Annotated in this window: 7 protein-coding genes; 4 read left to right on the top strand and 3 right to left on the bottom strand. The window is 69.4% G+C overall.

Features of this window, described 5'->3' with window-relative positions; genetic code table 11:
* The first annotated feature begins 131 nt into the window (after positions 1 to 131).
* On the top strand, positions 132 to 2,123 hold the full coding sequence (locus JQX13_RS02560; RefSeq protein WP_203407495.1) for an ELWxxDGT repeat protein: 1,992 nt from the start codon (positions 132 to 134) through the stop codon (positions 2,121 to 2,123).
* A 25-nt stretch (positions 2,124 to 2,148) separates the two neighbouring features.
* Positions 2,149 to 3,198, top strand: a complete 1,050-nt coding sequence (locus JQX13_RS02555; RefSeq protein WP_203407494.1) for an effector-associated domain EAD1-containing protein — start codon at positions 2,149 to 2,151, stop codon at positions 3,196 to 3,198.
* A 1-nt stretch (position 3,199) separates the two neighbouring features.
* Here the strand turns inward: JQX13_RS02555 and JQX13_RS02550 are convergent, their stop codons facing one another.
* Positions 3,200 to 4,501: a sigma 54-interacting transcriptional regulator gene (locus JQX13_RS02550; RefSeq protein ID WP_203407493.1), complete on the bottom strand. Its 1,302-nt coding sequence runs from the start codon at positions 4,499 to 4,501 to the stop codon at positions 3,200 to 3,202.
* Between the two features lie 36 nt (positions 4,502 to 4,537).
* Between JQX13_RS02550 and JQX13_RS02545 the strand changes: the two genes are divergently transcribed.
* A complete protein-coding gene (locus JQX13_RS02545) occupies positions 4,538 to 7,249 on the top strand; it encodes an amidohydrolase family protein (RefSeq protein ID WP_203407492.1) in 2,712 nt (903 codons plus the stop codon).
* Positions 7,250 to 7,289: 40 nt separating this feature from the next.
* On the opposite strand, the gene JQX13_RS02540 is transcribed toward JQX13_RS02545, so the two are convergent.
* Positions 7,290 to 7,664: a DUF4240 domain-containing protein gene (locus JQX13_RS02540; protein WP_203407491.1), complete on the bottom strand. Its 375-nt coding sequence runs from the start codon at positions 7,662 to 7,664 to the stop codon at positions 7,290 to 7,292.
* Positions 7,665 to 7,813: 149 nt separating this feature from the next.
* Here JQX13_RS02540 and JQX13_RS02535 point away from each other — a divergent pair, with 149 nt between their 5' ends.
* On the top strand, positions 7,814 to 10,117 hold the full coding sequence (locus JQX13_RS02535) for a membrane dipeptidase (RefSeq protein WP_239014492.1): 2,304 nt from the start codon (positions 7,814 to 7,816) through the stop codon (positions 10,115 to 10,117).
* Positions 10,118 to 10,232: 115 nt separating this feature from the next.
* Here the strand turns inward: JQX13_RS02535 and JQX13_RS02530 are convergent, their stop codons facing one another.
* Positions 10,233 to 11,825, bottom strand: coding sequence for a hypothetical protein (locus JQX13_RS02530; RefSeq protein ID WP_203407490.1), 1,593 nt, complete (start codon positions 11,823 to 11,825; stop codon positions 10,233 to 10,235).
* Positions 11,826 to 11,910: the final 85 nt, after the last annotated feature.

The following is an 11,910-nucleotide window of genomic DNA, read 5'->3' as shown; positions in this document are numbered from 1 at the left end:
TGCAAACCAAGGCGTAGCAGGCTTTCATGCAGGGGGCGCGAGGCTCCCGGGACACTCCCCGGGCCCCGCGCCCCCTGTGTTTTTTCGTGCGCCCGCGTGGGGCGCACTCCGTCTGGAGAAGGAGGGAGTGGATGTCTCGTCGGACCCTGGAGTGGCTGTGTCCCCTGGCGCTCGTGCTGACGGGGGGGAGCGCCCCGTTGGCTCATGCGGAGGCCACTCCGCTCCCCGGGTGCCGTCCTCCCGCGGCGATGAAGGACGTGGCCAGGGGGTCGGACAGCTCGTCGCCCTCCTCCTTCCTGCGCATGGGCGGGACGCTCTACTTCGTCGCGAGCGACGGAGAGTCCGGGGCCGAGCTGTGGAAGAGCGACGGGACGGAAGACGGCACGGTGCGCGTCAAGGACATCAACCCCGGGGCGGCGGGTTCGCGGCCGAGCCTGATGACCGCGCTGGACGGGGTGCTCCTCTTCTCCGCGAATGACGGTGTGCACGGATCCGAGCTCTTCAGGAGCGATGGGACGGAAGCCGGCACGGTGATGGTGCGGGAGATTGGCGAGGGGCTGGAAGCCAGCGGCATCACCGACATGCTCGTGATGAACGGGAAGATCTTCCTCGCCGCCGCGGACCATGTGGCGGGCCGGGAGTTGTGGGAGACCGATGGGACGTTCCATGGCACGAAGCTCGTCGCGGACATCCTGCCCGGCGATCGCAGCTCCATCACCGCCAGGTCGATGAGGCTCCTGGGCAACGACACCCTCTTCTTCGCCGCGGATGATGGCATCCACGGCTTCGAGTTGTGGACGAGCGACGGGACTCGAGCGGGCACGAGGCTCGTCAAGGACATCGCGCCGGGAGCCACCAACGCCAACCCGGGGCAACTGACGGTGGTGGGCGGCACGCTCTACTTCACGGCCACCGACGGCACCGCCGCCAGCGAGCTGTGGAAGAGCGATGGGACGGAAGCGGGCACGGTGCGCGTCAAGGACAGCGCGGGCAGGACGATCACCTCGCCCGAGAGCTTGAAGGCCGCGGGGGACAAGCTCTTCTTCCGCTTGAAGGACGCCGAGTACGGCTCCGAGCCGTGGGTGAGTGACGGGACGGAGCAGGGCACGAGGCTCCTCGCGGACATCTTCGAAGGGAGCACGGGCTCGACCCCGAACGCCTTCACCGACCTGAACGGAACGCTCTACTTCACCGCGAATGATGGCGTCAGCGGTGTCGAGCTATGGAAGAGCGATGGGACGGAGGAGGGCACGGTGCTCGTCAAGGAGCTCCGCGCCGGGAGCCTGGGCTCGTCGCCGCAGTCGCTGACGGCGGGGGGCTCGATGCTCTTCTTCTCGGCGGACGATGGCAACGGCTTCAATCTGTGGATGAGTGATGGGACGGAGGAGGGAACCCGGCTGGCGGCGCCCGAGCTGGCCATCCGGGATCCACAGCAGCTGACGTTCACGGGCGACGCCCTCTACTTCTCCGCCGATGATGGGCTCCGGGGACGGGAGCCGTACTCGGTCTCCCCGGCCTTCTTCGGCGACTGCACTCCGCCGAGCCTCACCTGCCCGGAGAGCGTGACGGTGGAGGCCACGGGCCGCTCTGGCGCCCTGGTGGGCTACGGCCCCGCGCGGGCTTCCGATGACGGCGCGGTGGCGCCCACGGTGAGCTACAGCCAGGAGTCCGGGACGGCCTTCCCCGTGAAGGACAACGTGGTGACCGTCACGGCCACCGACGCCGCGGGCAACACCAATACCTGTACCTTCACGGTGGCGGTGAAGGACACCCGGGCACCCCTCCTCACCTGCCCGGCGGACGTGGAGGCCTCCGCCACCAGCCGGGAGGGCGCGGTGATCAACTACTCGCCAGCGCAGGCGATGGATACCGCCTCGGACGTCATCCTCGACTACTCCACGCCGCCCGGTGCCACCTTCCCTCCGGGCGATACCCGGGTGCAGGTCACGGCGACCGACGCCTCGGGCAACGCGGCGACCTGCTCCTTCTCCGTGAAGGTGGGGGCCGCCCCGAGTACGACGGAGTCCGGGTGTGGCTGCACCTCGGGCCTCGCGGCGGACGCGCCCTGGCTGCTGCTGGGCGCACTCGCTCCGCTGATGGCGCGCCGCCGTCGTTCCTCCTGACAGCCATGCGACGCGGAGCCCATGCATGGAACTGACGGGAGCCCAGCGGGCGAGGTTGTCCGAAGCGCTGCTCAGCGCTTTTCCCCGATTGCGGCTCCTCCAACACCTGGTCCGGTCCACGCTGAACCGGGACCTGGACGACTTCACCGACGGGCCGCCGCGCGAGCGCGTGTTCCAACTCATCCAGGAGGCCGAGCGGGAGGGGTGGACCCACGAGCTCATCCAGGGCGCCGTGCGGGACTCTCCCGGCAATCCACGGCTCGAGGCCTTCGTCCAGGAGTACTCGGCCTCCATCCAGCGCGAGGCTCCTGGCCCCACGCTCGAGAAGCTGCTCGTCGACACCCGCTCCCGTCTGGACCCCATGCGCTGGCGTGAGAGGCTCGAGGCCATCGAACGGCAGGTCTGCCGGGTGGAGCTCGCGGGCAGGGCGGTGGGGACGGGCTTCCTGGTCGCTCCCGACCTGGTGCTCACCAATCACCATGTGGTGCACGAGGTGCTCAGGGGGACGGTGTCCCCGGAGCTCGTGGGGTTGCGCTTCGACTACCAGCGCTCGGAGGCGGGCTCCGCGCCGGAGGGCAGGCGCCATGGGCTGGCGCGGGATTGGCTGCTCGATTCCAGCCCCCATAGCCCGGTCGACTTGATGAACCCCAAGCTCCGGGAGGCGACGGTGGAGGAGCTGGACTACGCCTTGCTGCGGGTGAGGGACGAGCCAGGGCGGGAGCTCATCGATGGGAGGAGGATCCGCGGCTGGCTCGAGGTTCCCGCGGACGCATACGACTTCGCGCCCGGCTCGCCGGTCATCATCGTCCAGCCTCCTCAGGGGGCGCGGTCGCGGCTGGCCATCGAGACCCACGGCGTCATCGCGGTGAACGCGGCCCGGACCCGGGTGACGTATCGGACCAATACCCTGGGAGGCTCCTCCGGCTCTCCCTGCTTCAACCAGGACTGGACGCTGGTGGCGCTCCACCACGGCGGAGAGCCCGCGTTCCAGGCGCGGTTCAACGAGGGCATTCCCCTGTCCACCCTCCGCGCCCACCTGCCGGACGCGGTGCGCGCACAGCTCGGCTGGGATTGAGTCAGTCCCCCTCGCTCTGCACCAGTCCGTACTTGTGCAGCAGCGAGTAGAGGTACTTGCGATCCAACCCGGCCTCGCGCGCGGCGCGGGCGATGTTGCCCTTGGTGTGACTGAGCAGCCGGGTGAGGTACTCGCGCTCGAAGGCGCGCACCAGCTCGTCCTTGCACGCTTTGAAGGGGCCCGAGTACGCCACCGGGAGCAGCTCGCCCGTGGAGGGGGGCCGGGCGCGTTCGATGGCGTCGCGCAGCTCGCGCACGTTGCCCGGCCACGTGTGCCCGAGGAACTGCTCGCGCACCTTCTCCGGCAGCCGCGCCCACGACCCCTCGCCTCCGAAGGCATCCACCAGCACGGCGATGTCCTCCTTGCGGTCGCGCAGCGGCGGCAGCGTCACCGTGAAGACGGACAGCCGGAAGTACAGGTCCTCGCGGAAGCGGCCCGCCTGCGTCTGCGCCCACAGGTCCTTCCTGCTCGCCACGATGATGCGCGCGTCGAAGGGCACGGGCTCCGGCGCGCCGAGCCGGTGGAGCTCCCGGTCCTCGATGGCGCGCAGCAACCTGAGCTGCGGCTCCAGGGCGAGCGCGTCGATCTCATTCAAGAAGAGGGTGCCTCCGTGCGCGCGCTCCAGGCAGCCGGTGCGCTGGCCCACCGCGCCGGTGAGGGCGCCCTTCTCGTGGCCGAACAGCTCGCTCTCGATGAGCGAGTCCGACACCGAGGCGCAGTCGAACACCACGAGCGGCCCCGACGCGCGCGGGGAGCGCTTGTGCAGCGCCCTGGCCGCGGCGCCCTTGCCCGTGCCCGTCTCGCCCACCAGCAGCACCGAGGAGTCCGTGGGGGCGATGCGTTGGAGGAGCGCGAAGATCTGCCGCATCGGCACGCCGCGGCCCACCAGCTCGCCCAGCGTGTCCTCGGCGGAGGGAGCGATCTCCACCGGGGCCACCTGGGGACTGAAGCGCAGCCGCACGTCGCCCACCGCGATGAGGGCACCGGGCCGCAGCCAGGCCTCGCGCACCTGGGCGCCATCGAGGAGCGTGCCTCGGGTGGAGCCGAGGTCCTGCACCAGGAACCGGTCCCCCTGACGGCGCACCAGCAGGTGGCTGCGGCTGACGCTGGGGTGGTCGAGCACGACGTCGTTGTCCGGCGCCTTGCCGATGCGCAGAAGCTCGCCGCCGATCGGGAAGACGGTGCCGGCGTGCTCGGTGTCCAGCAACACCAGGTGGAACCGCTGTGCCGCGAGCCTTTCTCCTCGAGCCCTCTCGCCGAGGACCGTGTGCGTGGGGCTGGGGACTGGGGGAGCGGAGGTCATGGGCGCCCCAGATTCTATCGTGATACGAGGGCGGCCATGCGCTATCGCCACCTCTCCCTGTTGCTGTTGACCTCCTGCGCGACCGTTCCGTCTGCCTCCAATACTTCGGCCGGGCCCGTCTCCGCCGGGTCCAACACCGCGAGCGCCTCCACCCCCGCGGCCACCTTCCGCCAGGAGCGCCCGGTGGTGGTGCGGCACGCCACGGTGATGCCCGCCACGGGGCCGGCCATCGAGGACGGTGCCATCGCCTTCGCGGACGGGAAGATTCTCGCCGTGGGCCGGAATGCGGACGTGGCCACCCCGCCCGGAGCCGAGGAGGTGGATGGCACGGGCCTGTACGTGACGCCGGGCATCATCGACGCCCACAGCCACCTGGGCGTGTACGCCTCGCCGGAAACCAGCTCCACCAGTGACGGCAACGAGGCCACGGCTCCGGTGACGGCCGAGGTCTCCGCCGAGCACTCCTTCTGGCCGCAGGATCCGGGGCTGCGCCGGGCGGCGGCGGGCGGCATCACGTCCATGCTGGTGCTGCCCGGCAGCGCCAACCTCATTGGCGGACGCGGCTTCCCGGTGAAGCTGCACTTCGGACGCTCGGCGGCGGAGATGCGCTTTCCCGGCGCGAAGGACGGCCTGAAGATGGCGTGCGGCGAGAACCCGCGCCGCGTCTATGGAATGGGCCAGCACCGCGCGCCCTCCACGCGCATGGGCAACGTGGCCGGCTATCGCCAGGCCTTCGCCAGGGCGCGCGAGTACATGGAGCGCCAGGAGGACTGGAAGAAGAAGCACGACAAGAAGCCCGAGGAGGCCGGACCCGCGCCGCTGCGCGATTTGCAGCTGGAGACGCTGGTGGAGGTGATGCGCGGCAACATCCTCGTGCAGAACCACTGCTACCGGGCGGACGAGATGGCGGTGATGCTCCAGGTGGCCGACGAGTTCGGCTACTCCATCCGAGCCTTCCACCACTCGCTGGAGGCCTACAAGCTGAGAGATCAGCTGGCGGCGAAGCAGGTGGCGGTGGCCACGTGGGCGGACTGGTGGGGCTTCAAGATGGAGGCCTGGGACGGGATTCCCGAGAACGCGGCGCTGGTGTCGCAGGCGGGCGGACGCGCCGTCATCCACTCGGACTCGGCGCTGGGCATCCAGCGGCTCAACCAGGAGGCGGGCAAGGCGCTGTGGCGGGCGCGCGAGTCCGGTGTCCCCATCTCCGAGGAGGAGGCGCTGCGCTGGGTGACGCTCAACCCCGCGTGGGTGATGGGGGTGGAGGACAGGACGGGCTCGCTGGAGCCGGGGAAGATGGCGGACGTGGTGCTGTGGAAGAACCACCCGCTGTCCGTCTACGCCCGCGCGCAGCGCGTCTGGGCGGATGGGGTCGTCACCTATGACGCGGACCGGGGCGTCGTGGATGCGAGTGACTTCGAGCTGGGCGAGCGCGTGGAGGCCGCGGCGAAGCTGGTGGCGCGGCCCTCTGCGTTGCCGGCCCTGAAGGACGCGGGGCTCGACGTGCGCTGCGAGCCCACGAAGGACGCGCGGTGCGCCCGGCCGCTCGAGCTGAAGGCCGAGGCCTCGTGCACCTCGTTCCAGGACGTGGCCGTGCTCTCCAACGGCACGTGGATGGCGCATGCCTCGGTGCTGGTGGAGAACGGGAAGGTGACGCGGGTGGGGACGAGGGGGGCGGCCGGCGCGGTGCCCTCGGGGTGCCGCACGGTGGACGGCGAGGGGAGGGTGCTGGCGCCGGGCTTCGTGGATCCTCTCACCAGCCTGGGAGTGGTGGAGATTGGAGCGGAGGAGTCCACGGTGGACGACTCCCTGCGGGGCGAGGCGGTGAAGAATCCGATCCGCGCGGCGCTGCGGGCCGTGGACAGCCTCAACCCGGCGGCGGAGACGTTCCCGGTGGCGCGGCTGGGCGGAGTCACCACGGCGGGCGTGGTGCCGATGGGCGGGCTGGTGTCCGGGCAGAGCGCGTGGGTGAGCACGGACGGCACGGTGCGCCGTGCGCCGCTGGCCCTGCACATCCACCTGGGCGTGAGTGGCCGGGACGCGGTGTCGGGTCCCCGCTCGCTGGTGCTCGAGCGGCTGCGTGAGTTGCTGTTCGACGCGCGCGAGTACAACAAGCGCCGGGGGGACTTCGAGCAGAACCGCATGCGCACGCTGTCGGCGAGCCGGTTGGATCTGGAGTCGCTGCAGCCGGCGTTGGCGGGGACGATGCCGGTGGTGGTGACGGCGAACCGGGTGTCGGACATCCGGGCGGCGCTGGCGCTCGGGCGCGAGTTCGGGCTGAAGGTGCTGATCGCCGGAGGGCGCGAGGCGTGGATGGTGGCGCCGGAGCTGGCGGCGGCGAAGGTGCCGGTCATCGTGCAGCCCACGCAGAACCTGCCCTCGAACTTCGATGGGCTGAACAGCCGGCTGGACGCGGCGGCGCTGCTGAACGAGGCGGGGGTGAAGGTACTCATCTCCACGATGGGGGAGCCGCACATGGTGCGCACGCTGGCGCAGGAGGCGGGCAACGCGGTGGCGTGGGGGCTGCCCTACGCGGACGCACTGCGCGCCATCACGTCCAACGTGACGGAGGCGTTCGGCACGGAGGGCGGACAGGTGGCGGCGGGGCAGGTCGCGGACCTGGTGCTGTGGAACGGAGATCCATTGGAGTTGAGCAGCCGCCCCCTGGGCATGTGGCTGGGAGGCCGGCAGGTGCCGCTCACCAGCCGCCAGCAGGCCCTGTTCGAGAAATACCGCACGCTGTCGAAGTAGCGGGCGGTGTGGAGTCGTGAGGGAGCCCCCGCGAATTTCGTCACGGGTGGTATCTTGCCCAGAGCTTGGGGAATCTTCTCGCGAGATTTCCCTCCTCTTCGCTCCATTTCTCACCGACAGGGTCGACAGGGGTGGGCTCTTCGTACGTGGGAATCTCGTGCCCTGTCAGTTCCTCATAGGCCTGCTCCGGCACATATCGAAATTCTTCGAAGAAGATGTCTTCGAGCCCGGGCGCATCGACTACTTCGATGAGCGATTCCGCGTTCGACAGTGCGTTCTCGAAAACACGGCGCCCCATCGAGATCAACCAGCTTCGGAAATCCGTGAAGCCATCATCCGAGCAGCCACCCGCGATGAGGTACGCAGCTCCCAGCTGCAACAGAAGTCTTCGGAGCTCCCCGAGTTGCTGTTGCATGTTCCCGTCGACCCGGAGGGGTCTCCTTTTAGCCTGGGCCTCGAATGGCGACGCGCCGCGAGCTGGCGGCTCGCTATTTCCGGGCCTCCCTCTTCAATTCAGGGTTCACTGGGGGTATAAATATGAATTCCAAGTAAAGGAGTATTTTCATGGAATTCAACATTCAGCCCAGAGCCGTGCTGGCGCTGGCACTCATGATGGCGCAGGGCTGTGGTCCCGTGGCGCAGGAGCCCGAACCCGCTCCGGTGGCTTCGGCCGCGCGGGGGCTCGCGGTGAGCGGCTTCGCGGAGCTGCACCACCACATGTTCGCCGAGGAGGCCTTCGGCGGCGGCTGGTTCCACGGCAGCCACACCGGCGCGCTGGCGCGCTGTGACGGTGGTGCGCCGGAGAGTGACCATGCCCGCATCCGCATGGACGTGAGCGAGCTGCTGAAGCTGTGCCCCAACTCGGGCAGTGTGGATCTGCGCGGCGTCCCCGTGCTCGCCGGGCTCTTCGGCATCGGCGGCGCGGTGGGCTCGGAGTTCATCGGCAAGATCGAAGGCACGGAGGGGGACACGGGCCTGCACCTGGGCCGGCGCGAGGTGCGCACCGAGTGGCCCCGTTGGGACACCCTCGCGCACCAGCAGTCCTGGGACGGCTGGCTGAAGCAGGCGCACCAGGGAGGCATGTCGCTGGTGGTGGTGTCGCTGGTGAGCAACCAGTTCCTGTGCAAGGTGTTGCCGTACCAGAACATCAAGCGTCCGTGCGACGAGATGGCGGACGTCGAGATTCAGCTCCAGATGGCGCGTGATTTCGATGCGCGCACGGACTGGGCGGAGATCGCCCTGTCGCCCGCGCACGCGCGCAGCATCATCTCCTCGGGGAAGCTGGCGATGGTGCTCTCCATCGAGACGAGCAACCTCTTCGGCAACAAGGACTGGCGCGGCGAGCTGGACCGCTTCTATGGGCTGGGCGTGCGCTCCATCCAGCCGGTGCACCAGGTGGACAACCGCTTCGGCGGCGCGGCGCTGCACAACCCCCTCTTCCACGCGGCCCAGTTCCTCGAGAACTGCCACATCGACTTCGACTGCGGCACGACGACGAAGGACTTCACGCTCGGCTTCGACGTGGCCCGGGATGCGGCGGGCAACTGCCGCAACACCAAGGGGCTCACCGCGGACGGCAAGGCGCTGGTGCAGGCGATGATGGCCAAGGGGATGCTCATCGACCTGGCGCACATGGGGGAGAAGGGCGTGCGGGACTCCATCGCGCTCGCGCAGGCCAACACCTACTACCCGCTCTATGTGTCGCACGGCCACTTCCGCGAGGTGATGAACCCGAAGCTGGCGGACGACGAGAAGACGACGCCGGCGTGGGTGGTGCGCGCCCTGCGGCAGACGGGCGGCATCTTCGGCCTGCGCACGGCGCACGACGAGACGCGCACGTACACGAAGTCCGGCGTGGCCAACAACTGCCACGGTTCCACCCGCTCGCTGGCGCAGGCGTACGAGTTCGGCCGCCAGGGGCTGAAGGTGCCCATGGCCTTCGGCGCGGACCTCAACGGCTTCATCCAGCAGACGCGGCCGCGCTTCGGGCCGCACGGCGCGTGCTCGGCCTCCTTCCAGGCGGAGGCGGATGAGCAGGCGCGCCAGCAGGTGCTGTCCGGGCCGGGGCGGTTGGGCACGGACTTCGACGAGTACGGCCTGGCGCACGTGGGCCTGCTGCCGGACCTGTTGAAGGACCTGGGGCGGGTGGGAGCGAACACGGCGGGGCTCGCCAACTCGGCGGAGCTGTACATCCGCATGTGGGAGCGGGCGAACGGTCCGCGCACGGGGATGGCGGATGCGGCCTCGGACATCGACACGAGCGGGGTGGCCCCGTACGAGGACAAGTCCGTGCGCGAGGCGCGCTACCCCACGATGTGCGGCATGGCCTATGCGCCGGACACGAAGGCGCTGAACGAGGGCTGCCGCTTCGACGCGGAGTGCATCAGCGACCAGTGCACCTCGGTGCTGTGCTCCACCTTCGATGGACGCTGCGTGTGCAACGACGACGGGGACTGCGGGGGCTCGGCCTACTGCCAGGACGAGATTCCGGCCAACCCGGGAGACAACGACTGCGTGCCGAAGAAGGCGGACTGGGCCTCGTGCAGCCGGGATGGGCAGTGCCTGTCGGGGGAGTGCGGCGGCTGCGCGGACACGGTGGGCTGGTGCTACACGCCGAACTCGAAGACGTACGGGCAGAGCTGCAAGTCGGATAACGAGTGCACGACGGGGCGGTGCGGCGCGGACTGCTACGTGAACCCCACGGGCACGTGCCTGTGCGACAGCGATTCACACTGCGCGAGCAACCAGTACTGCGGATGGGGTACGAACTCGGGCAAGTGCCAGAACAAGAAGTCGAGGGGAGCGGCGTGCGCGAACGACCGCGAGTGCCTCTCCAACAACTGCCGCTGGTCGTTCACCTGCGCCTGAGCTGAGCCCCCACCCCTCTCCCCCCGGGAGAGGGACGGGGTGAGGGTATCGAGGACCCCGGATTCCCCTCCGTGCCCACGGAGGGGAACCGTGCTTCACACTTCACCCCCGCGTCTCAATTCCCGGTGTAGATGCCGATGGCGCCGGGCACGTGGGTGACGTCGTAGCCCATGAAGCCCACGAGGATGCGACGTCTGCCGTTGGAGCGGTCCACCTGGATGTCGGAGATGCGGCTGTTGCAGAGCCGGTTGTCGAACTGGGCGCAGCCGTAGGTCTGCACGCTGTCGTTCTTCACCCGGTAGATGATGCCGAGCCAGCGGGTGCCGGTCCACACGCTGCCATCCAGCGGGTCCACCGCTACCGAGGAGAGCTCGGACACAGGGAGTTTGACGTATTGGAGGTCGCCGCCTTCCGCGTTCATGCGCGCGAGCCCGCGGGTGAAGGAACTCACCCAGACGGTGTCATCACCCGCCACGGCCATGCCGGAGACGTTGTCGTCGATGCGGTCCTCGGGCCGGGACATGTTCGGCTCGCCCACCTTGTCGGGCCAGATGTCGAAGCGGTTCCAGGCGTAGGGCGCATCCTCCGTCATCGACTGCGCCGTCCAGTAGCTGAAGCCATTGGTGCCGTAGCGGAAGCGCGTCGAGCGGTTGGCGCCGCCGAAGAAGGCATCGCCGCTCGGGTGCACCGCCACGCCGTAGTAGGCGTCGGTGAGGAGGACGCCATTGCCCGTGTCACCGATGGCGTTGATGGCCGGGTGCACGTGCTCGTACACGCCGGCGCAGGAGAGCTGCCCGTTGCAGGTGTTGTTACCGGTGAAGCGGGCATCGCCCCGGGCGAAGCCGTGGTTGCCGCCGAACCAGACGCTCTGGGTGTTCTTGTCGTAGGCGATGCGCAGGATGTTGCAGAGCTTCTCGCGGCCGCGCTGCTCGTCACGCACCACATTGGGGCCCGAGAAGATGTCGTAGTGGACGACCTCGAGGGTGCCATCCGGGCGCAGCGTCACCTTGTCCGCGTCGCCGCTCTTGTAGCGGGACGGGTCCGGAGCGATGCCGTCCGTGCGGTCCCAGTTGTTCTCGCAGTGATCCCCGTTCTTGCCGGGCCTGCCCTCGTAGCCCACGAAGACGGTGCCGGCGGGGCCGCCCGCCACGGAGATGACCTTCAGGTACTTCTCACCCGGAGGCTCGCTGCCGTCGGCCATGAAGCCGTAGGGCCGCAGGCCGTCCGCCATCGTGAAGCGCTGGAACGTGGTGGCGCCCGGACGGAGCAGGAAGAGGCCCTCCTCGCCGCCAGCAACCCAGACGTTGCCGCCCTCGTCCGCCGTCACGCCGTAGACGCGCTGGGGCCCACCGTGCTGGGTGCCGAAGAACTGCCAGCCCGAGGTCTGGGGGAAATCGATTTGCGCCTCGGTGGGAGGCGTCGGAGTGCCCGGGTCGGGAGTGCCCGGGTCGGGCGTGCCCGGGTCGGGCGTGCCCGAATCAGGCGTCTGGGTGCCCGCGTCGGGGCTCACGCCTCCATCCGTCCCCGTTCCCGTCCCCGTCCCCGCGTCGGGAGGCGGCCTGATCGTGCCGTCCCCATCCTGCCGGGGCGTGTCCAGTCCGGGGTTGCCCTGCTCGGACTCATCATGATGCTTCTCCGTCTGCGTGCAGCCCGCCCACACCGCGCCCGTCACGACGAGCGCCGCCGCCCACCGCCATCCACCCTTCATGTTCCTGCCCACCCGTTCTCTGTGGAGTCCAGGTGCCCACCGGGCACCCTCGAGCCCTTGCATCGCAAGCCGTGGGCCAGCCGGA

Source organism: Archangium violaceum (assembly GCF_016859125.1).
GTDB lineage: Bacteria > Myxococcota > Myxococcia > Myxococcales > Myxococcaceae > Archangium > Archangium violaceum_A.
This window is presented reverse-complemented; position numbering and strand designations above follow the sequence as displayed.

Coding starts and splice junctions, on each gene's coding strand:
- JQX13_RS02560 (WP_203407495.1), top strand. CDS start 132: ATGTCTCGTCGGACCCTGGAGTGGCTGTGTCCCCTGGCGCTCGTGCTG.
- JQX13_RS02555 (WP_203407494.1), top strand. CDS start 2,149: ATGGAACTGACGGGAGCCCAGCGGGCGAGGTTGTCCGAAGCGCTGCTC.
- JQX13_RS02550 (WP_203407493.1), bottom strand. CDS start 4,501: ATGACCTCCGCTCCCCCAGTCCCCAGCCCCACGCACACGGTCCTCGGC.
- JQX13_RS02545 (WP_203407492.1), top strand. CDS start 4,538: ATGCGCTATCGCCACCTCTCCCTGTTGCTGTTGACCTCCTGCGCGACC.
- JQX13_RS02540 (WP_203407491.1), bottom strand. CDS start 7,664: ATGCAACAGCAACTCGGGGAGCTCCGAAGACTTCTGTTGCAGCTGGGA.
- JQX13_RS02535 (WP_239014492.1), top strand. CDS start 7,814: ATGGAATTCAACATTCAGCCCAGAGCCGTGCTGGCGCTGGCACTCATG.
- JQX13_RS02530 (WP_203407490.1), bottom strand. CDS start 11,825: ATGAAGGGTGGATGGCGGTGGGCGGCGGCGCTCGTCGTGACGGGCGCG.